The 24,011-nt window shown below is 59.5% G+C and carries 16 protein-coding genes; 7 read left to right on the plus strand and 9 right to left on the minus strand.

The features are described from left to right. Positions 1 to 14 precede the first annotated feature (14 nt). Entirely contained in the window at positions 15 to 746 is a 732-nt protein-coding gene (gene ompR / locus JQR86_RS17565; protein ID WP_010796726.1) for an osmolarity response regulator transcription factor OmpR, read from the minus strand. A 227-nt stretch (positions 747 to 973) separates the two neighbouring features. Here ompR and JQR86_RS17570 point away from each other — a divergent pair, with 227 nt between their 5' ends. The 3 genes from JQR86_RS17570 (at position 974) to gshA (ending at position 5,453) form a co-directional block, all read left to right on the plus strand. Then, complete coding sequence (locus JQR86_RS17570) at positions 974 to 3,301, plus strand: Tex family protein (protein WP_434153966.1); 2,328 nt, start codon at positions 974 to 976, stop codon at positions 3,299 to 3,301. Positions 3,302 to 3,303: 2 nt separating this feature from the next. Then, the gene (locus JQR86_RS17575) at positions 3,304 to 3,687 is read left to right on the plus strand and encodes a PaaI family thioesterase (RefSeq protein ID WP_122040966.1); all 384 of its coding nucleotides are present in this window, start codon (positions 3,304 to 3,306) and stop codon (positions 3,685 to 3,687) included. Between the two features lie 182 nt (positions 3,688 to 3,869). Beyond that, positions 3,870 to 5,453 carry a glutamate--cysteine ligase gene (gshA, locus tag JQR86_RS17580; protein WP_434153968.1) on the plus strand — a complete coding sequence of 528 codons (1,584 nt, stop codon included), beginning with the start codon at positions 3,870 to 3,872 and terminating at the stop codon, positions 5,451 to 5,453. A gap of 37 nt (positions 5,454 to 5,490) precedes the next feature. Here gshA and argA read toward each other — a convergent pair whose 3' ends face one another. Together argA and argE are read right to left on the minus strand one after the other, a co-directional pair. After that, positions 5,491 to 6,792, minus strand: a complete 1,302-nt coding sequence (gene argA / locus JQR86_RS17585; protein WP_074821604.1) for an amino-acid N-acetyltransferase — start codon at positions 6,790 to 6,792, stop codon at positions 5,491 to 5,493. A gap of 75 nt (positions 6,793 to 6,867) precedes the next feature. Then, the gene (argE, locus tag JQR86_RS17590; protein WP_074821597.1) at positions 6,868 to 8,028 is read right to left on the minus strand and encodes an acetylornithine deacetylase; all 1,161 of its coding nucleotides are present in this window, start codon (positions 8,026 to 8,028) and stop codon (positions 6,868 to 6,870) included. Between the two features lie 243 nt (positions 8,029 to 8,271). Between argE and JQR86_RS17595 the strand changes: the two genes are divergently transcribed. The 4 genes from JQR86_RS17595 to JQR86_RS17610 all read left to right on the plus strand — a co-directional run bounded on the left by JQR86_RS17595 (position 8,272) and on the right by JQR86_RS17610 (position 16,951). Then, a complete protein-coding gene (locus tag JQR86_RS17595) occupies positions 8,272 to 9,624 on the plus strand; it encodes an inorganic triphosphatase (RefSeq protein WP_407362747.1) in 1,353 nt (450 codons plus the stop codon). 276 nt (positions 9,625 to 9,900) lie between these two features. Beyond that, positions 9,901 to 11,682: a GspE/PulE family protein gene (locus JQR86_RS17600; RefSeq protein ID WP_074821590.1), complete on the plus strand. Its 1,782-nt coding sequence runs from the start codon at positions 9,901 to 9,903 to the stop codon at positions 11,680 to 11,682. A 118-nt stretch (positions 11,683 to 11,800) separates the two neighbouring features. Beyond that, positions 11,801 to 16,513: a PAS domain S-box protein gene (locus JQR86_RS17605; protein ID WP_434153969.1), complete on the plus strand. Its 4,713-nt coding sequence runs from the start codon at positions 11,801 to 11,803 to the stop codon at positions 16,511 to 16,513. 123 nt (positions 16,514 to 16,636) lie between these two features. Beyond that, positions 16,637 to 16,951: a DUF2388 domain-containing protein gene (locus JQR86_RS17610; protein ID WP_010796716.1), complete on the plus strand. Its 315-nt coding sequence runs from the start codon at positions 16,637 to 16,639 to the stop codon at positions 16,949 to 16,951. Between the two features lie 63 nt (positions 16,952 to 17,014). Here the strand turns inward: JQR86_RS17610 and gcvH are convergent, their stop codons facing one another. The 6 genes from gcvH to ubiH form a co-directional block, all read right to left on the minus strand. Continuing rightward, the gene (gene gcvH, locus JQR86_RS17615) at positions 17,015 to 17,395 is read right to left on the minus strand and encodes a glycine cleavage system protein GcvH (RefSeq protein ID WP_150348185.1); all 381 of its coding nucleotides are present in this window, start codon (positions 17,393 to 17,395) and stop codon (positions 17,015 to 17,017) included. Between the two features lie 120 nt (positions 17,396 to 17,515). Continuing rightward, the gene (gene gcvT / locus JQR86_RS17620) at positions 17,516 to 18,598 is read right to left on the minus strand and encodes a glycine cleavage system aminomethyltransferase GcvT (protein WP_074821585.1); all 1,083 of its coding nucleotides are present in this window, start codon (positions 18,596 to 18,598) and stop codon (positions 17,516 to 17,518) included. A gap of 121 nt (positions 18,599 to 18,719) precedes the next feature. Further along, entirely contained in the window at positions 18,720 to 20,330 is a 1,611-nt protein-coding gene (locus JQR86_RS17625; protein ID WP_434153970.1) for an ABC transporter permease, read from the minus strand. Positions 20,331 to 20,448: 118 nt separating this feature from the next. Beyond that, complete coding sequence (locus tag JQR86_RS17630) at positions 20,449 to 21,447, minus strand: extracellular solute-binding protein (protein ID WP_434153971.1); 999 nt, start codon at positions 21,445 to 21,447, stop codon at positions 20,449 to 20,451. Between the two features lie 94 nt (positions 21,448 to 21,541). Next, entirely contained in the window at positions 21,542 to 22,726 is a 1,185-nt protein-coding gene (locus JQR86_RS17635) for a 2-octaprenyl-3-methyl-6-methoxy-1,4-benzoquinol hydroxylase (protein WP_219854969.1), read from the minus strand. An 87-nt stretch (positions 22,727 to 22,813) separates the two neighbouring features. After that, a complete protein-coding gene (gene ubiH / locus JQR86_RS17640) occupies positions 22,814 to 24,010 on the minus strand; it encodes a 2-octaprenyl-6-methoxyphenyl hydroxylase (protein ID WP_407362743.1) in 1,197 nt (398 codons plus the stop codon). Between the last annotated feature and the right edge of the window lies 1 nt (position 24,011).

A 24,011-nucleotide genomic window follows, 5' to 3' on the forward strand; every position in this document is an offset into this window, starting at 1 on the left:
TGTGTACCGGACTGTTACTTGTTGCCGTCCGGCACGAATACGTAGCCAACACCCCAGACCGTCTGGATATAGCGAGGCTTGGAGGGATCAGGTTCAATCATACGGCGCAGGCGAGAAATCTGTACGTCGATCGACCGTTCCAATGCATCCCACTCACGCCCACGCGCCAAATTCATCAGCTTGTCGCGGGTCAGCGGCTCGCGTGCATGCTGGACCAGCGCCTTGAGCACCGCGAATTCACCTGTCGTCAGCATATGCACTTCATCGCCGCGTTTGAGTTCGCGGGTTGCCAGTGAAAGCTCATAATCACCAAAGGTCACGACGGCATCTTCGCTGCCCGGTGCGCCCGGAACTTGGGGTGCTTGCCGGCGCAGAACGGCCTTGATACGAGCCAGAAGTTCGCGAGGGTTGAAAGGCTTGGCCAGATAGTCATCGGCGCCCTGCTCAAGCCCCTGGATGCGACTGCCCTCATCGCCCTTAGCCGTCAGCATGATGATCGGGATCTGGTTGTTCTGCTCACGCAGACGGGCGCAGGCCGACATACCGTCTTCGCCCGGCATCATCAGATCCAGCACGACCAGATGGAAAAGCTCACGGGACATCAGGCGGTCCATCTGCTCGGTGCTTTCCACGGTACGCACACGGTAGCCCTGCTCGGCCAGAAAACGCTCGAGCAGGCGACGCAGACGAGCATCGTCATCTACGACCAGAATCTTTTCACCTTCCGTAACGGGGGTGGTGCTCATGTCAACTCCTTCAAATAGGGAAGTGGATTATGGCGCAGGCCTCGTCCGCAGAGGGACAGTCCATTGTTAGCAGATTTTTCCTGAGAATGGGGGATTAGCCTGCATAAGAAGTTGAAAGCACACACTTATCCTTGGCAAATTGCCGCAGCGCGTTGATACCCGACGGGTATAATGCAGCGCTTCAAGCCTGCCGGTCAGGCCCGCTTCTCTGGTTTTCAGGTGGTTTCATGGACAGTATCAACTCCCGCATCGCCGAAGAGCTCGGCGTCCGCCCACAACAGGTCGCCGCAGCCGTGGCGCTGCTCGATGAGGGATCGACGGTTCCTTTCATCGCCCGTTATAGAAAAGAAGTCACCGGCAGCCTCGACGATACGCATCTGCGTCATCTGGAAGAACGCCTGCGCTACCTGCGCGAGCTGGAAGAGCGTCGCACGGCGATCCTGGCCAGCATCGACGAGCAAGGTAAACTCACGCCGGAGCTAGCCCGCGAGATCAAGCAGGCCGATACCAAGACCCGTCTTGAAGATCTTTACCTGCCCTATAAGCAGAAGCGTCGTACCAAAGGCCAGATTGCCTTGGAAGCTGGCCTTGGCCCGCTAGCGGATGCCCTGCTCAATGATCCAATGCTTTCTCCCGAGACCGAAGCCGCTGGCTATATAGATGCGGACAAAGGCGTCGCCGATGTAAAAGCGGCCCTGGAGGGTGCTAAATACATTCTGATGGAGCGTTTTGCCGAAGATGCCGACCTCCTGGAAAAGCTGCGCGCATTCCTGAAGCAGGAGGCGACACTTTCAGCTCGTCTGGTGGCCGGGAAGGAGCAGGAAGGCGCCAAGTTCAGTGACTATTTCGAACATGACGAGCTTTTCAGGAATGTACCGTCCCACCGAGCCCTTGCGATCTTCCGCGGCCGTAACGAAGGCATCCTGAGTGCCTCGCTCAAGGTAGGCGATGAAGCACCTGGGACCATGCACCCTTGCGAGGTAATGATTGCCGAGCATTTCGAGGTGAAGAATCAGAATCGCGCAGCAGACAAATGGCTGGCGGAAGTCGTGCGCTGGACCTGGAAGGTCAAGCTGTACACCTCGCTGGAAACCGATCTGCTGGGCGAGCTGCGTGAAAAGGCTGAAGATGATGCCATCAGCGTATTCGCACGCAACCTGCATGATCTGTTGCTGGCAGCACCTGCTGGCCCACGTGCCACGCTGGGTCTGGACCCAGGACTGCGAACGGGCGTGAAAGTCGCCGTGGTCGACTCAACCGGCAAGCTGCTGGCCACCGATACCGTGTATCCGCACGCCCCGAAAAACCAGTGGGACCAGACCATCGATACGCTGGCGAAGCTGTGTGCCAAGCATGGCGTCGACCTGATTGCCATTGGCAACGGCACGGCTAGCCGCGAGACCGATAAACTGGCGGGAGAGTTGATCAAGAAATACCCGGGCCTCAAGATGACCAAAATCATGGTCAGCGAAGCCGGCGCTTCGGTGTACTCGGCTTCCGAACTTGCAGCCAAGGAGTTTCCGGATTTGGATGTTTCTTTGCGTGGCGCTGTATCTATCGCTCGCCGCTTGCAGGATCCGCTGGCTGAGCTGGTCAAGATCGAGCCCAAGTCCATTGGCGTGGGCCAGTACCAGCATGACGTCTCACAACTCAAGCTGGCTCGTAGCCTGGATGCCGTGGTAGAGGACTGTGTAAACGCCGTAGGGGTGGACGTAAACACGGCCTCTGTAGCGCTGCTGGCCCGTATCTCCGGCCTGAACGCAACGCTTGCGCAGAATATCGTGGCTTATCGCGACCTGAATGGTGCTTTCAAGTCCCGCCACGAGCTGAAGAAAGTGAGCCGCCTGGGAGACAAGACCTTCGAGCAGGCTGCAGGCTTCCTGCGGGTCATGAGCGGCAACAATCCACTGGATGCCTCTGGCGTTCACCCGGAAGCCTACCCTGTCGTCGAGCGTATCGCTGCTGATACCGGCCGTGATATTCGTTCCCTGATTGGAGACTCCAGCTTCCTGAAGCGCCTGGATCCAAAGAAATTTACCGATGAAACCTTTGGCCTGCCGACCGTGACGGATATCCTGAGCGAGCTGGACAAGCCGGGGCGAGACCCGCGCCCCGAGTTCAAGACAGCAGAATTCCAGGAAGGCGTTGAATCCCTCAAGGATCTCAAGCCCGGTATGATTCTCGAAGGTGTTGTGACCAACGTGACCAACTTTGGTGCGTTCGTCGATATCGGTGTACACCAGGACGGCTTGGTACACATCAGCGCCTTGTCCGAGAAGTTTGTCAAAGACCCCTACGAAGTGGTCAAGGCAGGCGATATCGTGAAGGTCAAGGTCATGGAAGTGGACATTCCCCGTAACCGTGTGGGCCTGTCCATGCGCATGAGCGATACGCCCGGTGAAAAGGTCGAAGGCCAACGTGGCGGGCAACCCCGCAGCGGCAAGCCTGGTAACAACCCATCGCGTGACCGTAATGCACCCCGTAACGAAAGCAAGCCTGCTGCCAGTGGTGCCATGGCAGCACTGTTTGCCAACGCCAAACAATTGAGGAAGTAACCATGAGCCAGTCCGTGGCAGGTAATGACAGTGCATTCAGCCAGCTGCTGGGGATGCGTATCCTCAAAGCCGAGCAGGGAGAATCCGAAGTCCGGATGAACATGCAGGACAAGCTGCTCAACCTGCACGGCAAGATGCATGGTGGCGCGTTGTTCTCGCTGATCGATACGGCGCTTGGACAGGCGAGCCACAGCCTGTTCGAGGGTAAGCCGGGCAGCGTGACCCTGGAGTGCAAGGTCAACTACATTCGGGGCGTCAGCGACGGTGAAATCGTCTGCCGCGCCAAGGTGATCCATCCCGGGCGCAAGACACACGTCATCGAAGCAGAAGTGCATCAGAACGACAAACTGGTGGCTAAAGCCCAGGCAACGTTCGCCTGCCTGTAATGCGTTCGCCCGGCGCGCTCTGCGCCGGGCTTTTACCCTGCCACAACGGCGATCGTACCCGCGGTGCACTTCGTCCACTTTCGGATGCAACCGCGGTAGGCCTATTGAAGTCTATTCGACAGACTTGTACACCGGCTCACTCATCCCCATAGTGGGGCCACTGTCGAGTGAAGGAAAACATCTTGAGCGATATCTTGACCCGCCGCCTGGCCCTGCTCGGCGATTCTGCCCATCTGTCGCTGTTGACTGAGTGTCAGCACGGCATCGAACGTGAAACCCTGCGTGTGGACGAGCACGGCCAATTGGCTCAGACACCTCATCCGACAGCCCTGGGCTCGGCCCTGACTCACCCTCAGATCACGACGGACTACTCCGAAGCCCTGCTTGAATTCATTACTCCGACGGCGCATGACCCTGCCAAGGTGCTTGAGCAGCTCGACATCATTCACCGCTTCGCTACGCGACAGCTTGACGGTGAGCTCCTGTGGAGCCCGTCGATGCCGTGTCCGCTACCGGAGGAAGAGCAGATTCCGATTGCCCATTATGGCGATTCCCATATAGGCAAGCTCAAGCATGTCTACCGCCGCGGGCTGGCCGTGCGCTACGGTCGGACCATGCAGTGCATCGCTGGTATCCATTACAACTTTTCGCTGCCGGAAACGCTCTGGCCCTTGTTACGCCAGGCCGAAGGCGATACCCGTAGCGATCGTGACTACCAATCCTCCCGCTATATTGCGCTGATCCGTAACTTCCGCCGTTACAGCTGGATGCTGATGTATCTGTTCGGTGCCTCTCCTGCGCTGGATGTCGGATTCATGCGTGGCCGCCCGCATCAGTTGGAGACCTTTGATGCCGACACGCTGTACCTGCCGTACGCGACCAGTCTGCGCATGAGCGACCTGGGCTATCAGAGCGAGGCGCAAGCCAGCCTGACGCCGTGTTACAACGACCTGCAGAGCTACACGGAGAGCCTGCGCAAGGCAGTGGCGACTCCCTACCCGCCTTACGCTGAAATCGGCACTCACCGCGATGGTGAATGGGTGCAGCTCAACACCAATATTCTGCAAATTGAAAACGAGTATTACTCGAACATCCGGCCCAAGCGGGTTACCCGTACGGGCGAGCGCCCCGTTCAGGCACTGATTGCCCGGGGCGTGCAGTACATCGAAGTCCGGTGCCTGGATATTAACCCGTTCCTGCCATTGGGCATCGACGTGGTGGAGTCACGCTTCCTGGATGCGTTCCTGCTGTTCTGCGCCCTTGAGGAAAGTCCGCCGCTGAACGGCGAGTGTGGCGAATGTACGCAGAACTTTACCAAGGTTGTGAAGGAAGGCCGCAAGCCAGGCTTGTTCCTACAACGCCAGGGCGCCCCGATTTCAATGTTGGACTGGGCCGAGCGGCTGCTGGGCTGTATTGATCGCTGTGCCAAACTGCTGGATACCGCCTACGGTGGCAGCGTCTACCATGCATCAGTCGAAGAGCAGCGCCACAAGTTTATCAACCCGGCCCTGACGCCTTCGGCTCGAGTCCTGGCTGAAATGCGCGAGCATGGCGAAAGCTTTGCCGAATTCTCTCTGCGACAGAGCAAGGTCCATGCTGACTATTTCCGCCAGGCGGAGCTAAGCCCCGAACAGCAGGCCCTTTTCGAGCAGATGGCAGAACAGTCATTGAAGGACCAAGAAGAACTGGAGACTGCCGACCAAGGCGACTTCGATACTTTTGCAGCGGCCTACCAAGCCAGCATCCTCGGCACGCTGAGCGTGTAGCGTTCGGGCTCTGGCCGGGCTGTCCGGCCAGAATCACCTATAGCGCTTTTTCAAAGATCTTTGAGTTGCGCTGATAGTTGTACAGCGATGCACGAGCACTGGGCAGTCGATCGACGCTGCTGGGCTCGAAGCCTCGCTCGCGGAACCAGTGAGCCGTGCGGGTCGTCAGGACGAACAGGGTCTTGATGCCTTGAGCGCGGGCCCTCTGCTCGATGCGTTCCAGCAACTCGTCCCCCCGCCCACCATGTCGATAGTCAGGATTGACCGCTAGACAGGCCAGCTCGCCTGCGTTTGAATCAGCGATCGGATACAGCGCGGCACAGGCGATAATGAGCCCTTCCCGCTCGACGATACTGAACTTGTCGATCTCCCGCTCCAGTACTTCCCGCGAGCGGCGTACCAAAATCCCCTGTTCTTCCAGCGGACGGATCAGTTCGATCAGACCGCCCACATCGCCAATATCCGCCTCGCGAATGGACTCGAACTGCTCCTGCGCCACCAGCGTGCCGCTACCGCTGCGGGTAAAGAGTTCGTTGAGCAGCGCGCCATCCTCGGCATAGCTCACGATATGCGTGCGGCGCACTCCACCCCGGCAGGCCTGAGCGGCCGCATCCAGCAGCTCCGCCTGGTAGTTGCCACTGCCAAGCCGCTCCAGATGCGGCGGCACTTGTTGAGGACGTAGCTCACGGATCAGGTTGCCTTCGGCATCCAGCAGACCTTGCTCGGCGCCGTAGAGCACCAGCTTGTCGGCGGCCAGATCGACAGCGGCACGGGTCGCAACGTCTTCACAGGCAATATTGAAAATCTCCCCGGTGGGCGAATACCCCAGCGGTGACAGCAGCACAATAGTGCGCTCATCCAGAAGGCGACTGATGCCCTTGCGGTCGATACGGCGGACCTCACCGGTGTGGTGAAAATCGACACCGTCATGGATACCATAGGGTCGCGCGGTGACGAGGTTGCCGCTGGCTACCCTCAATCGCGCGCCCTGCATGGGAGAGGCAGCCATGTCCATGGACAGACGGGCTTCGATGGACAGGCGCAGACTGCCCACGGCATCAATCACGCACTCCAGCGTCGCAGCATCGGTGATGCGCAGGTCACGGTGAAAACGTGGAGCAATACCGCGCGCAGCCAGTCGCGTCTCGATCTGTGGCCGCGAGCCATGCACCAGTACCAGGCGCACACCCAGGCTGTGCAGCAGCACGAGGTCGTGGACGATATTGCCGAAATTTGGATGCTCCAGCCCGTCGCCAGGCAGCATGACCACAAAGGTCCGGTCACGGTGAGCATTAATGTAGGGAGACGCGTGGCGAAGCCAATTAACGTAATCGTGCATTAAAGAGAAAACCTTGTGCAGCAAAAGTAAAAGGTGAACGGTGAGGGCTCGTTCATCGTCGTCGCAGCAACACGGTCACTCCTTGGCTATTGGTAGCGTTATGCAGTAATGGTGAATCAATTGACGAAGCACCTTTACGGTTGGTTCGATCTGGGAAAGCTCCAGATGTTCGTCTGGCTGATGGGCGCAGGCAATATTTCCAGGCCCCATGACCAACGTCTCGATCCCCAGCTGTTGAAGATACGGCGCTTCGGTGCCAAAGGCTACCGCCTGGGCCTCGCAGCCGGTGAGTTGTTCGGCGATGCGGACCAGTTCGCTGGTAGCTGACTGCTCGAAGGGTGGAACCGCCGGAAACAAGGGTTGGTAGTCGATCTTGACGGCATGGCGCTCTGCAATCGGTCTCAGCCGCCCCTTGATCAGATTGCGCAGCTCGTCCGCCTGCATACCCGGCAGGGGACGCAGGTCAAACTCCAACGCACACTGCCCGCAGATCCGGTTGGGATTGTCACCACCGTGGATACAGCCCAGATTCAGGGTCGGCTGCGGCACGTTGAAAAAAGGGTTGTGGTGCTCATGCTGCCACTGCTGCCGCAGCGCCATGAGTTCGCCCATGACGGCATGCATGGCCTCCATGGCGCTTCGCCCAAGGCTCGGGTCAGACGAATGGCCGCTCTGCCCCAGGATATCGATACGCTCCATCATGATGCCTTTGTGCATGCGGATGGGCCTGAGACTGGTCGGCTCGCCGATCACCGCGGCACGTCCCAATGGTCTGCCTGCCTCGGCGATCGCCCGGGCGCCGTCCATGGAGCATTCTTCATCACAGGTCGCCAGGATGATCAGGGGATGACGGAACGGCTGGTCGATCAGCGTACGAACCGCCTCGATCACCAAGGCGAAAAAGCCCTTCATGTCGCAGCTACCCAACCCATACCAACGATCATCCGCCTCGCGTAGTGTTAGCGGGTCGCTGGCCCAGAGCGGCTCATCGTAAGGCACGGTGTCAGTATGCCCGGATAGAACCAGCCCACCCGGTCCGCTGCCATAGGTCGCGATCAGGTTGTATTTGCCGGGCAGAATCTCCTGGGTCTCACAGCGAAAGCCCAGATCCCCCAACCAGCTCGACAACTGCGTAATGACGCCCGCGTTGGACTGGTCCAGCTGTGGTTGTGTGCAACTGACGGACGATTCGGCCAACAAGGCCTTGAATTGCTGTTTGAGCGCGGGGATGGGCATAGGCGTACTCCTTCGGCTAGTTCCCATCTTAGAGTGCTGAATGACCGGGTCAACGCCGCTCCTCGAAAAGATGACGCCAGCGCCATGCGAATCTCCTGTCATGGGCCGCAGGGTTAGATACACTGATACCCAATCAGTCGACTCATAGCCCAGCGAGCCTTGCCGGCCTAGCTATACCGCTGCGCCAAGGCGCCGGTCGAACGCTTCACTTCACAGATCTTTCAGGCACCAGACCTTTTTGCCATGGCCAAAGAAACCGAAATCAAATTACGCGCGACTCCCGAAACCCTTGCTGCCCTGCGTGAGCACCCTGTGCTGAAAAAACGCAACAAGGAAGGTTGGAAGCGCCGCGAGCTGTACAACCAATACTACGACACCGACACCCGTGAGCTGGCCCATGCCCGAGTGGCGCTGCGGGTCCGTCGCGATGGTGACCAGTACATCCAGACCCTCAAGAGCCGCGGCCAGAGCGTGGCAGGCCTGTCCGAGCGCAACGAGTGGGAATGGAACCTGAGCGGTCCAGACCTGGACACCAGCCTGCTGGGCCCTGAATGCTGGCCAGCGGCTCTGGCTGATCTGGACAAACACCAGCTCAAGCCGATCTTCACAACCGATTTCACTCGCGACTATGCCGATATCGCATGGGAACGCGGCAAGAGCCGTGCTGTAGTCGAGGCAGCGCTGGACCAGGGTGCGGTCCTGGCTGGCGAACATCAGGAAGCCATCTGCGAGCTGGAGCTTGAGCTGCGCGAGGGCGAGCCGGCCGACCTTCTTGAGCTGGCTGAACAGCTGGCGGCTGACCTGCCGCTAATGCCTTGCGACATCAGCAAGGCCGAACGCGGCTATCGCCTGCACGATGCAGCCAGCTACACCCTGCATCTGACGCCCCCTACCCTGACGGCGGAAACCACCCTGGATGACGCATTCGCGGCCATTGCCTGGCACCTGCTCGGCAGCAGCCAGCGTCTGGCAGAACAATACCGCTGGAATGGCCACTGGCGTCTGCTTGTGGAGTGGGTACATCAACTCGTCGACCTGCGGGCGCTGCTGAGCAGTCTGGGCCAGGCAGTTCCCCGTACGTCCAGCCGTGACCTGCGCCAGGCACTGGACGCGCTGCTGGCGGATTGGAAAACGTTTGCAACCATTGGCCAGGAAGATGAAGAAGCACGTCAGCAGGCCCCAGAGCGCTTTGCCAACGAGTTGGCAAAGCCACGCTGGGGCCACTTCTCGTTGGTGGCGGCCCGCTGGCTGCATGATCGTCGCTGGACAGAAGCCCGTAATGACCGAGGCAACAAGCTAGGCCAGCTGTCGTTGGGCAAGTGGTTGCCCCGAACCCTGGCCGAAGAGGCTGACGCGATTCCTCTTCAGCGCGGCATGAACCAACCTGAGCTGGTGGCAGAGCAGCTGCCACGTGTCGAGCGGATGCTGGTCTGGCTACGCCTCGCCCGTCCGGTGCTTGACTTGCCTGAGACGGATCGTCTCTATGGCGAGCTTGCCAAACTGCCAGCGCTGATCGCCCACGAGCAGCACGACGCAGTAGCCAACCAGGCACGAACGCTTATTTCACTGCCAGCCTGGAAAGCCCTGCCCCGCTAATCAGACAGCATGGCGCACTGGCCCTAATGGCGGTGCGCCATGATTTCACCGCGACGGCGCTGTTCATATAATGATCAGCCATCCTCTGGGCGCCTCTCTGGCGCTCATTGACGTATCGTCGGACGCACCGAACTTCCTATAGCCTAAAGGCTCAGCTGTGTATAAGCGGCCGAGCGCAAGCCTGACGATCAAACGAAACTGCTGTCTGCCGTTATCCGTACGGCCAGGCGCTCCGATCGAAGGTTAAAGCAGTACATTACAGACGAGGAGACCTGCATGTCCGCTATCGCATCCCCCGCTCAGGACCGTTGGCTGGAGCTCTCCGACGTCCTGCGTGAATTGGTTACACAAGGTCGGATCGACCAGCAGGCCGCCGAGCAATGTCTGACCATTCGCCGCGGCGCTAATAATCCCCAGCAGCACCCGCTCGAATTTCTGGCCGCCCAGAATGTAGAAGATTTGAAGCGTCCCGGGAAGAAACTGGACCTGGAAACCCTGACTCAGTGGCTGGCAGAGTTTTCTGGCCAGCCCTACTTCCGAATCGATCCGTTGAAGATCGACGTGGCCTCGATCACGCCACTGATGTCCTACGCCTTCGCCCAGCGCAACAAGATCCTGGCGGTGGCCGTTGCTCCCGATGAGGTGACCATTGCCAGCGCCCAGCCGTTTGTCAGCAGCTGGGAGAGCAACCTCACCCATGTGCTCAAGCGACCCATCAAGCGTGTGGTGGCCAACCCTGTCGACATTCAACGCTACACACAGGAATTCTTCCGCCTGGCCAAATCGGTCAGCGGCGCCTCGGCAGTCGAGCAGCGCGGCATCAACGTCGGCAACTTCGAACAGCTGGTCAACCTCGGCGCCAGCGATCAGGAACCGGACGCCAACGATGCCCACATCGTTAACATCGTGGATTGGCTATTCCAGTACGCCTTCCAACAGCGCGCCAGTGATATTCACGTAGAGCCGCGCCGTGACCAGGGTACCGTTCGCTTTCGTATCGACGGCGTGCTCCATAGCGTTTACCAGTTTCCAGCGCAGGTAACCCTGGCAGTTATCAGCCGCATCAAGAACCTGGGCCGCATGAATGTGGCCGAGAAGCGCAAGCCGCAGGACGGTCGCGTCAAGACGCGTATGCCCGGCGACAAAGAAGTGGAACTACGCCTTTCCACCATGCCGACCGCCTTTGGCGAAAAGCTGGTGATGCGTATCTTCGACCCTGATGTGTTGCTCAAGAGTTTTGACCAGCTGGGCTTTTCGGCCGATGACCTGCGCCGCTGGTCCGCCATGACCGGCCAGCCCAACGGCATTATCCTGGTAACCGGTCCGACCGGCTCAGGCAAGACCACGACGCTGTACACCACGCTCAAGCAGCTGGCGACGCCGGAAGTCAACGTGTGCACCATCGAAGACCCGATCGAAATGGTCGAGGACTCGTTCAATCAGATGCAGGTGCAACACAATATCGATGTGAATTTCGCCAGCGGTGTGCGTGCTCTAATGCGTCAGGACCCCGATATCATCATGATCGGTGAGATCCGCGACCTGGAGACGGCAGAGATGGCCATCCAAGCAGCCCTCACCGGCCACCTGGTGCTCTCCACCCTGCACACCAACGATGCGCCCAGCTCCATCAGCCGCCTGATCGAGCTGGGTGTGCCCTATTACCTGATTCGGGCAACGGTGCTGGGCGTCATGGCGCAGCGTCTGGTGCGGACACTCTGCCCCCATTGCAAAGCGCCGATCGAGCTCAACGAGCAGGACTGGCAGGAGCTTACCCGCCCCTGGAGCGCGCCGCTTCCCACCGGTGCCATGCAGCCCGTAGGCTGCTCTGAATGCCGTGATACGGGCTATCGAGGCCGGGCTGGCGTGTACGAGATCATGGTGCTTTCGGATGCGACCCGACAGTTGATTTCACCGGATACCGATATCACGGCGCTACGTCGACAGGCCTTCAAAGAGGGCATGCGAAGCCTTCGTCTTTCCGGTGCGCAAAAAATTGCGGCAGGTTTGACTACTATGGAAGAAGTCCTCCGCGTTACACCACAAAGCGAGCGATGAATGATCTATGAACTTCGCCAAAAAAGGGTATCACTGCATAATGAAGTGACGCAGAATGGAAATTCCCTGATGTTGTATATGGGTTTTATGGACGATGATGAATCATGCGGAGCCTGTGTTGAGTAATGCCCCCGTACTGCCAACAGGCTGGAGCGAACGCGAGCGACTCGCGGAGCTTGACCGTTACGACATCCTCGACGCCCCCTCCGAGCCCGCCTTTGACGATATCGTCCAGTTGGCCTCGCAGATCTGCCATGCGCCCATCGCTGTCATCAACCTGATTGCCGAGAATCGGGAATGGTTTCTGGCTGAAAAAGGCTTTGGCGTGCGGGAAATGCCTTTGCATCTCTCCATATGCGCCAAAACCATCGAACACCCAGGCCCGGTGGTGATTCCTGATCTACGTGGGGATGATCGCTTCGCCAGCAATCCGCTCGTCAAGACCGCAGACGGCCTGCGCTTCTATGCCGGCGTCCCGCTGGTGTCATCTGCCGGCATACCTCTTGGAACGCTGTGTGTGCTGGACTGGCAGCCTCGCGTTCTGACTGCAGCCCAAACGCAATCCCTTGAGGCACTTGGCCGGCAGGTCATGCAGCTCCTGGATCTGCGCCTGGTGAAGGCTGCGTACGAACGCAGCGAGTCGATGAACCGTCAGCTGATGCATAACCAGCCGGGTCAGGCACTGCTGATTCTGGATAACCAGGGGCGCATACTGGCCTGCAACCCTGGCGCCGAATCGGCCCTGGGTTGGGATGAGCATGAGTTGAGCGGACAGTCACTGGAACTGCTCTTCACGGCCGAAGACCAAGCCCGCCAGCTTCCCCAGACCTTGCTGACCTACGCTCGGCAACAAGGGCATCATCAGGGCGAAGGGCTTTACCTGCGCAAGGACAAGCACATCCTGCAGGCCAGCTACAGTCTCCACGCCTTGCAGACCGAGCGGGACGAGACCAACGGATTCCTCCTGACCCTGCAGGACCTTACAGCTGAACGCCTGCAACAGCGGACAGCGGAGCAAAACGAAGCCCGCTACCGGGCTTTAATGGATGTCAGCCCACAGATCGTCTGGTTTGGTGACCGCCACGGTTTCATGGAATACACCAACCGCTATTGGTACACCTATACCGGCCTTGACCCGGACGACATGAATCCGGACAGCTGGATGCGCGCGGTCCATCCAGATCATATCCAGCGCGTCAAAAACACCTGGCGTGACACCATCCTTCGCCGTACAGCCGCCAAGATCGAGGCGCCCTTCCGTGCCGCAGACGGCCAATACCGCTGGTTTGAAGCGCGCGTCACCCCGGCGTTCAACGCAGCCGGCGAAATCGAGCGCTGGGTGGGTGTGGCGCTGGACATTGATGACCGCAAGCGGGCAGAAGCGGCGCGCCTTGAAAGCGAAGCCTTCACACGCCTCTTGATCGACTCGATCAGCGAAGGGTTCTACTCTGTAGATCAGCAGGGCAGGACCACCCTGTGCAATGAGGCGTTCTTGCGCATGTTGGGCTTTGCTGACCGCAGCCAGGTTCTCGGGCGAGCCCTGCACGGCATCATCCACCACAGCCGTGCAGACGGGACGCCGCTCCCGGAAACCGAATGCCCGATTTTCCAAACAGCCAACACCGGCACGCCCCACCATATCGAGCAGGATTGGTTTTTCCGCCAGGACGGTAGCCGCTTCCCCGTCGAATACCGCTCCGAGCCCATCTGGCGTGACGGCGAGCTACAGGGCGCCATCTGCACGTTCATGGATATCAGCGAGCGGATTCGTACCCACGACCGCCAGCGCTTCCTGCTTGAACTGGGGGACCGCCTGCACGGCACCCTGACGCCTACCGACGTGGCCGACGCCCTGGGCCAAAGTCTTGGCAACGTACTGGGCGTACAGCGTATCGGCTATGCGCTGCTCGACCGCTTTGGCGCGCTTAATGCCGAGAGCAGCTGGAACGATAATAGTGTTACTCCAGAAATCGGCAGCTTTTCGCTCAGTGACTTCAGCGCGGACCTGAATGCCGACCTGATTAGCGGTGCGATTATCGTGGTAGACGATACGGCTACCGATCCACGTACTCATGCCCAGCGGGAAAATCTCGAACAATGGGCCATTCGCGCCATGATGCTGGTTCCCCAGCATGACAAGGGCCAGCTCAAGGGCGTGCTGTATGTCCATGCCAGCACCCCGCACAGCTGGTCGGCCGAAGATATTGCGCTGGTTCGCGAAGTAGCTGAACGCATCCGTGTAGTTGTCGAGCGTACCCGTGCTGCAGAAGACCTGCGGCTGGCTGAACAACGGATCAGCCTTGCCGTCGATGTCGCGGCGCTGGGCGTCTGGGATTACGATATCGACCGCGATGTGATCACTTGGGACAACCGAATCACCGAGATGACCGGTATTCCAGCCAGTGCCTCCCGCAGCGTGACCGATCTGCTTATCAACATTCTGCACCCGGAGGACAGCGAGAGCGTCCAGGCTATGTTCAGGACGGCTACCGCTGGCGATAGCGATAGCGAAGCACAATTGGAATTTCGCGTACGCGCCCATAGCAGCACCGAACCGGTCTGGCTAAGCGTGAGAGGCCGCCGTGTGACCGACCCGGATGGCACCCGCCGTATCATTGGCATTGCGCGAGACATCAGCAAGGAGCGCCGGAATGCCGATGCGCTCAACGCCATCAATCGCGAGCTCACTCGCCAGATTCAGGAGCGCACCGCTGCCGCCGAGCGACAAACGGCGCTGATCGAGCTGGGTGACGCTCTGCGTGAAGCAAGCGACACCGATGATATCGGCGGTATTGTCTCCCACACCCTCGCGCACATCCTGAATGTTTCACGGGTTGGTTATGCCCAAGTCGAGCCTGATGGCGAAACAGCCGTTGTTACCCATGACTGGAGCCATAGTACAACTAGCCTGACCGGTACGTTCCATATTAGTGACTACGGCACCTACCTTGACGAGCTGCAGCGGGGCGAGGCTGTTGTGATTCAGGATGTCGAGCAGGATCCGCGCACCCGGGACTATCAAGCCTTGTATGAGCCCAACGATGTTAGGGCCTTTGTCAGCGTCCCTCTGATCGAGCATGGCCGCTTTGCAGCCTATCTGTTCATCTGCGATAACCAGGTACGCTCCTGGTCCAATGAGGAAGTCAGCTTTTTGCGCGATATCGCCGATCGCGTCTGGGCAGCTATCGAGCGGGCCCACTCTGAACAGGCGCTCCGGCAGAGCGAGGCGCGCTTCCGGCTGATGGCGGACAACGCACCGGCCCTGATCTGGGCCGTGGATGCCGAAGGTAACACCCTCTTCGTCAACAGCCGCTACGAACGCGAATATGGCCTTTCTTATGAAAGTGCCCGGGACGGTGGATGGACACGCATGATTTTCGAGGAAGACCGCGAACACTGCGTTGCCGAGTACCAGCAGGCCTTCGAAGCGCGTCAATTCTACCGCAGTGAAATACGGATGCGAGACATCCAAGGTGAAGTTCGCTGGCTGCGCTGCGAGGCTGTCCCCCGCTTCGACGACAAAGGCGGGTTTCTGGGTTACATCGGCTGTAATGTCGACATTACCGAGGCACGTCTAGCAACCGATGCCCTGGAAGCCAAGATTGCCGAGCGTACGCAAGAGCTGGGCGAAAGCCATACACGACTCATTACGGAAATCTATGAGCGTGAACGTGCGGAAGAGGCCTTGCGCCAGTCTCAGAAGATGGAAGCCATCGGCCAGCTTACCGGTGGAATCGCACACGATTTCAATAATATGCTGACCGGAATCGTCGGAGCGCTCGATCTTATCCGCATGCGTGTCATCAGTGGCCGTACCGATGATCTGGATCGCTACATCAATGCCGCCACAGCTTCAGCCGACCGAGCCTCGGCGTTGACCCATCGGTTGCTGGCATTTGCCCGCCGTCAAACCCTGGATACGAAGCCGGTCAATCTGAACGAGCTTATCGATTCCCTGCGTGATCTGTTCGTCCGCACCGTAGGCGAGCAGATCAAAATCCGAACACACCTGGACACTGAGCTGTGGATGGCATTCAGCGATGCCCACCAGCTTGAAAATGCCTTGCTCAATCTGGTCATCAACGCGCGCGATGCTATGCCGGATGGCGGTGACCTGAGCATCGAGACCTCAAATGTTACCCTGGACGCCGAAACGGCACGACGTGAAACCATCGAACCGGGCGATTACATTCGTATCCAGGTCAAAGATACCGGCCAAGGCATGACACCCGAAGTCATGACCAAGGCATTCGAGCCGTTCTTTACCACCAAGCCCTCTGGACAAGGTACTGGGCTTGGTCTGGCAATGATCTACGGTTTTATCAAGCAATCCGGCGGAAACGTACGGATCGATAGTGAAGTGGGACGAGGAACAGCCATTACCTTGTTGTTGCCGCGCCACCTCGACCCTGTAATGGAAACTCTCGTGACCGAAACACCCCATGGAATGCCCCGCGCCCAGGAGGGCCAGACGGTACTGGTGGTCGAGGACGAGGCGGCGGTACGCATGATCGTACTCGAAGTGCTGTCCGAGCTTGGCTATACCGCCTTCGAGGCCGGCGATGCCGAACAGGCCATTCCTCTCCTCCAGAGCGACCAGCGAATCGATCTCCTGGTAAGTGATGTGGGGCTGCCCGGCATGAATGGCCGCCAGCTGGCAGAGGTGGCGCGCAAGCACCGACCGAATCTGAAAGTCCTGTTCATTACCGGTTATGCCAAGAATGCCGAGATCCGTAGCCAATTCCTGGGCAAGGATATGGACATGCTGACCAAGCCCTTCGATATCGATGCGTTGGCCAGCAAGATCCACGAAATGATTCAGGCGCCCTAAAGCTAGAACCAAGTACCCGCTCGAAAGCCAAGCGGCTCACGTCCTTTGAAGGCACTTTGCCTTCAAAGGAACTCGTTTGGCCCGCGCCTTATCTAAAGGGAACCTTTAGAAGGAGATGTTGCTATGCGCCTCAAGAAGTTTGCATTGGTTCCCCTTGTACTGCTGCCGTTTGCTGCCGGATCTGCTATGGCCGATGCCAAATTCTGGCGTCATGTCGCCACCTCGGGAGCGACAACCGGCTCGACCTACCTGAGCAGCCGTGACGACCACAAGATGGTCATTGCAACCCAGGACGACGCCAGCGCCTTCCTCGCGAGCAATGGTGAAATTCGCGGTCCTTACCTGGAAGCCGCCCTGCGCGAAATGCGCAACGCAACGCCAGGAAGCTCCGCCAGCGATATCGACCTGGCGACCAAGATCCTGACGGCCCAGCAGTAAAACCATGCGGCCATGAAAAAGCCCCGCCGGAATCGCCCGGCGGGGCTTTTTCTTTGAATGGGATCAGTCGTTAGCGGCGCTATAGGCGTCGGCATCCATCAGCTTGTCCAGCTCAGCCGTATCGCTGGGCTTGAGCTTGAAGAACCACGCCGTGTAGGCGTCGGTATTGACTTGCTCAGGCGCATCAGCCAGCGCCTCGTTTACAGCGATGACTTCACCGGAAACTGGTGCATAGATATCCGATGCTGCCTTTACCGATTCCACAACGCCTGCTTCCTGACCAGCCGCCAATGTTTTGCCCACTTCAGGCAGCTCGATGAACACCACATCACCCAACGCCTCCTGCGCATGGTCAGTAATGCCGACCGTGATAGTGCCATCGCTTTCCTGGCGGGCCCACTCGTGACTGGATGCATAGCGAAGTTCAGCGGGAATCGTGCTCATGTTCGGCTCCTTGTAAGGCAATCGGCTAATCGTTATAGCCCAAGCGTAGCGTGTCGAATGGTCTGCTCGCCACGCCTGACGTGAAAAAAGCGCAAAATAGCCGATTACCTGTCAACGTGCTCAAATAAGTGTCTTGCCAAAACGTACAAAACACGGCTTGACCACACGCACCGGCAGCCATTTCCCACGAATCTCGACCTCAGCCCGGTCTCCTGTCTCTACCGGTACTCGGGCCAGCGCAATGGACTTGCCCAGGGTAGGCGCATAGCTGCCGCTGGTGATCTCGCCTTCGCCACAACCGGCGATACGTACCACCTGATGCGCGCGCAACACACCTCGCTCCTCCAGCACCAGGCCCACCAGCCGTGAGCGGGGTCCGGCATCACGCTCTTCCTCAAGGGCCTTGCGGCCAATGAAATCACGTCCTTCCGGTGCCCAGGCAATGGTCCAGTCCAGATTGGAGGCCAGAGGAGAGACATGCTCATCCATCTCATGACCATACAAGTTCAAACCGGCTTCCAGGCGTAACGTATCGCGCGCCCCCAACCCCACCGGCCCGATTCCGGCCCCTACTAGCTCATTCATAAAGCTGACGACTTCATCCGCAGGCAGGATGATCTCCAGTCCATCCTCGCCGGTATAGCCGGTCCGGGCAATGAACCATTGTCCCTCCGGCATGGCCTGGAACGGCTTGAGTGAGCGAATCAGCTCGGCGCGCTCCGGCGAGACTACATCCGCAACCTTCTCGCGGGCCTCTGGACCCTGAATGGCCAGGATAGCCAGCTCCGGGCGGGGCGTGAGGGTAACGGCGTACCCCTCGGACTGCACGTCCAGCCAAATGAGCACCTTTTCGCGGGTCGAAGCATTGGTAACCAGTCGATAGCCCTGTTCGAGGCGATACAGGATCAGATCGTCCACCACGCCGCCATGGGCGTTGAGCATGATGGAGTACAGCGCCTTGCCCGGCGCGGAAAGACGCGCCACGTCACCGACCAGCAGGCGGGAGAGATAGCTTTCAGCCTGCGCACCGTCGATATCGACAATGGTCATATGGGAGACATCGAACACACCACAGTCACGCCGCACCTGATGATGCTCTTCGACTTGCGATCCATAGTGCAGCGGCATATCCCAGCCACCGAAATCCACAAGCTTGGCGCCCAGGGCCACATGCAAGTCGTAAAGCGGGGTGCGCTGTCCCATGGGGATCTCCTTGTTGTCCGGCTGGCTGCAGCGGCGGCATTGTAGTCGTTCGAGATGACAAGCGGGCGTTTGAATTTCTCCCGTCTGTCTTGATGGCAGACACAGACCGCGGCAGACGCGATCAGTGCCGTGCCGAACGACGAATCAGTCCAATGACCGGCAACAACCCTACCAGGACCAGCGTCAGAGCCGGCAGCGCCGCACGCGCCCATTCGCCCTCACTGGTCATCTCGAAGATCCGTACAGCCAGTGTGTCCCAGCCGAACGGGCGCATCAGCAGCGTGGCGGGCATCTCTTTGAGTACATCCACGAAGACCAACAAGGCAGCCGACAGCGCTCCTGGCGTCAGCAGTGGAAGATACACGCGAATGAACAGTCCCAATCCGCCGATACCCAGGCTTCGGGAAGCCTCCGGTAACGACCGCCGGATACGCGCCAGAGCGGATTCCAGCGGCCCGTAAGCGACTGCCAGAAAGCGGATCAGATAAGCCAGCAGCAGCGCACCCAGACTTCCCAGCAGAAGCGGCTTGCCCGCACCGCCCAGCCATTGAGACATCGGCACGATCAGCTCACGGTCCAGCAGACTGAAGGCTAGCATGATAGCCACCGCCAGTACCGAGCCCGGCAGTGCATAGCCCAGGTTGGCGAGCCCGATAGCGGAGCGAACCGTGCGGCGCGGCGCCTGACGACGAGCAAACACCAGCAGCAACCCTACGCCTACGGCCAGCAGCGCGGCAATCAGCCCCAGCCCCAGGCTATGCAGGATCAAACCGACATAGCGCTCATCCAGATCGAAACGGCCACGCTGCCAGAACCAGACGACCAGCTGCACGACCGGAACGGCAAAGGCGCAGGCAAAAACAAAGCTGCACCAGCCCGTGGCAAGGATTGCCTTCCAGCCTGTCAGCCGATACAGCGCGCCGCTACGAGCCCGCTCATTGGCGGGCCGGGCTACGCCACGCAGCCTGCGCTCTCCCAGCAGCACCACACCGACCCCAAGCAGGAGCAGACTGGCCAGCTGGGCTGCGCTGGAGAGGCTGAAAAAGCCATACCACGTCTTGTAGATTGCCGTGGTGAACGTGTCGAAATTGAATACCGAAACGGCACCAAAATCGGCCAGCGTTTCCATGATGGCCAATGCCAGGCCAGCACCAATGGCCGGCCAGGCCATTGGCAAAGCAATCCGCCAGAAGGCCTGCCAGGGCGAAAGTCCCAGTGTGCGGGCTGCCTCTGTAAGCCCTCTGCCCTGCGCCAGAAAGGCGCTGCGGGCCAAAAGATATACGTAGGGATAGAACACCAGCACCAGGACGACGATGACACCGCCCGTCGATCGCACTGGTGGAAACCGCAGACGCATGTGAAACAGCTCGCGCATAAAGCTCTGTACGGGACCAGAAAAATCCAGCAGCCCCACGAACACGAACGCCAATACATAGGCCGGGATCGCAAAGGGCAACATTAGGGCCCAATCCAGCCAACGTCGGCCTGGAAACTCGCAAAGGCTGGTCAGCCAAGCCAGGCTTACCCCCAACAGTGTGACGCCCACCCCAACGCCAATCAGAAGCATCACGGTATTGCTTAGCAGGCGGGGCAGCTGCGTACTCCACAGGTGCGACCAGATCTCGGTATCGATGTGCTGCCAACTAAGCAGGAGCACGCACAGTGGCATGAGCACCAGACCTGCTGCCATGAAAGCAATGACATACCAGCGGCGAGCAGCGAAATGAGACACGGGGTATACCTGAAAGCAGTCCAAGGGCGTGCGGTCTAGGCGTCGCCTCAGGACGGTATGGCAGTAGATTCGTAACTGACAGGGCTGGGCGCACCGCGTGATAGCGGTGCGCTGGATATCAATTCCAGCCGACGCGGTCCATCATCTTGATGGCTTCTGCCTGACGCCGCCCTGCGACCTCGACAGGAATCGTATCGGCCTTGAACCGGCCCCAGCTGGCAACCTCTGCCGAAGCCGGTACGCTCGGGTTGGCCGGGTACTCCTGGTTGATACCGGCAAACAGTGCCTGTGCGTCTGGGCCAGTCATCCACTCGACCAATGCCTTGGCGGCTTCTGGATGAGGCGCATGCTGCGTCAGGCCAACACCCGACAGATTCACGTGCACGCCACGGTCGTCTTGGTTGGGCCAGAACAGCTTCACGCCCAAATCAGGGTTCTGCTTGTGCATCCGGCCGTAGTAATAGGTGTTCACGATACCCACATCGCACTGCCCTGCATCGATAGCCTGCAATACGGCGTTATCGTCCGGGAAAACGCTGGTAGACAGGTTGCGTACCCAGCCCGCCAGGATTTCTTCAGTCTTGGCGGCACCATGGGCTTCGATCAGGGTAGCCGTCAGCGATTGGTTGTATACCTTCTTGGCGGTACGCAGACACAGGCGGCCCTCCCATTCCGGGCCAGCCAAGGCTTCATAGGTACTCAGCTCGTCCTCGGAAACGCGGTCCGGTGCATATGCAATGGTGCGCGCCCGGAGCGTGAGCCCTGTCCAGCGCCCCGTCGAGGAGCGGTACTGTGATGGAATGTTCTGGTCAATGATGGCTGACTGCATCGGTTGCAGAATACCCATCTGCTCGGCCTGCCAGAGGTTGCCAGCATCGACGGTGATCAGCAGATCAGCTGGCGTGTTGGCGCCCTCTGCCTTGATCCTGGCCATCAGGGGCGCTTCCTTGTCGGTGATGAACTTGACGCTTACGCCGGTCTGCTGGGTGTAGGCATCAAACACAGGCTTTATCAGCTCATCGATTCGCGATGAGTAGACCACCACCTCATCAGCCGCCTGGGTGACCCCAGCCGTTAGCCACACTGCACACGCAGCAACCACTTTGCGAAACGGCATGTAAAGCACCTCCCTGAAAGACAGGTGCAAATGATAAAGACTCTCGCCTATCGAGCCGTCTCAACAAATGTGTCGAGTTGTGTCATTACCCTCATCAGACACGGGCCAGTGTCGGCAGATCGCCGGTCTGGCCCAATGCCTGACGGACAAAGACAGCCTTCGCCTCAAAGTGATCGTTGACCAGCTTGAGGCCGGTGTTACGCAGCCAGCGCACGGCCAGACTGTCGTTCTGGAACAGGCGCTGAAAGCCCTCCATCGCGCCCATCATGGCAAGGTTATGCGGCATGCGACGGCGCTCATAGCGGCTCAGCACACGCACATCGGCCAAATGTTCGCCCCGCTTGTGCGCGTGCAGCAGGACCTCAGCCAGCACAGCGGCGTCCAGAAAGCCCAGGTTCACCCCCTGCCCGGCCAACGGGTGAATGACATGGGCGGCATCGCCAATCAGAGCCAGCCCCGGCTCGACATAACGCTTGGCATGGCGCTGGCGCAGCGGAATACAGACGCGCGGATCGGACTGCTCGATCGCGCCCAGTCGGTTTTCAAATGCACGACCCAATGCGGCGCAGAATGCATTGTCGTCCATCGCCATCAACCGCTCGCTTTCCTTGGGTGTGCAGGACCAGACGATCGAGCACCAATGTAAGTCCCCCTCGCGATCCAGAGGCAGGAACGCCAGCGGGCCATCGTCTGTAAAGCGTTGCCAGGCGGTTTTCTGGTGGGGATGCGCGCAGCGGACACTGGTCACGATGGCATTATGCAGATAATCCCACTCCCGCGTCTCGACACCGGCCAGACGCCGTACCGCCGAGTGGGCACCATCCGCCGCAATGACCAGCGAGGTACGGACGGCCTGCCCGCCAGCCAGCTGAATCAGCCAATCGTCACCAGAATGACGCAACAGCTCCATGCGGGCGTCAGGCATCAGCTGGACACTGGAGGCCTGCAAGCGCTCCATCAGCGCATCCTGAATGACACGGTTTTCAATGATATGTCCCAGCACATCGGCATGAACGCTACTGGCGGTAAAATCAATGGCACCGGTGCCTGAGCCGTCCCAGACATGCATGCGTCGATAGGGACTGGTACGGCGAGAGGCAATACCCTCCCAGGCCCCGAGGTTCTGCAGGATACGCCGGCTGGCTTCGGACAAGGCACTGACACGCGCCTCAAAGGGCTGGGCGGAGTCGAAGGGCTTTACCGTCATCGGACCGCGGTCCAGGAGGAGCACCTTCAGGCCGCTGCCCTCCAATGCCAGCGCCAGGGCGCTACCCACCATGCCGGCACCGACAATCGCGATGTCTACTTGGGTTTCCACGGTCAAAGCTCCTTTGCAGCGGTTATGGACCTAACAGGACAGGAATGATCAAAACAGGGCATGGGCCGGGCGTGTCCCGAGTCCCATTGCCTGACGGGCAAACGTCCCCTTTGCAGAGGGCCATAGTTCCAGGCCGATCAGCCCGGCATTACGCCCCGCCGCCAGCCACGGATTGCCATTGGAAAACAGCCGCGTCACCTGGTCGGAGAAACCGATGGTCAGCTGTTGATCAAGACGCTGACCCTCCAGGTACTGTTGCAAGGTTGCAAAGTCACCGGGCTTGGCTTCGCTGTTTTCCAGTGTTTCAGCCAACGCGGACACATCCCGTAGCGACAGGTTGAAACCCTGTCCGGCGATCGGATGCAGACTATGGGCGGCATTGCCCAGCACCACAAGGTGCGGCCTTACCTGCTCCTGCGACTTGATCAGGGTCAGCGGATAACTGTGGCGTACGCCTACCTGCCGGAATGTGCCCAGTCGATAGCCGAAAGCCTGTTGCAGCTCAGCCAGAAACGATCGCTCATCAATCGCGGCCAGCCGTTCTGCATCAGCCTGCGGGCGGGTCCAGATCAGGGCGCAGCGGTTTTCAGGCAGCGGCAGCAGGGCCAGCGGCCCGGTATCGGTAAAGCGCTCGAAGGCCCAGCCCTGATGCGGATCACCCGGGGTGATGTTGGCAATCAGGGCCGTCTGGTCATAGGTCGTCTGTTCCACATGAATGCTCAGCTGCTCGCGCAGCGCCGAGCGGCCGCCATCGGCCAGAACCGCCAGATCGCAGGTCAGCTCACTGTCATCATCCAGAGTCAGTGTATAGCCGTCGGGCCCTGCAACCAGACGACGAACCTCGGCAGGACAACGCCATTCAATGATGTCACGGTCCAGGGCGTGCCACAGGCAATGCCCCAGCCAGGCATTCTCGATGACGTAGCCCAGCGCATCGACGCGCTGCTCGGCAGCATCCAGGCGAGCTGCACCAAAGCGTCCACGATCCGAGACATGGATGTGTTTGATCGCCTCGGCGCGCTCGGCCAGGGCCTTCCATACGCCCAGCCGTTCGTAAATCAGACGCGAGCCATAGGACAGCGCCGAGGAGCGGGCATCATAGCTGGGCTGAAAGGCATCACCCGGCGCGAAGGGCTCGACCATCACGATCTTCCAGCCACGCACCCTTGCCAGCTCCTGAAGCGACAGGGCCAGGCTGGCGCCTACCAATCCGCCACCAATGATTGCCACCGTGCAGCGCTGCATG

It is taken from the genome of Pseudomonas sp. JZ134, from assembly GCF_051027695.1.
Lineage (GTDB): Bacteria > Pseudomonadota > Gammaproteobacteria > Pseudomonadales > Pseudomonadaceae > Chryseomonas > Chryseomonas luteola.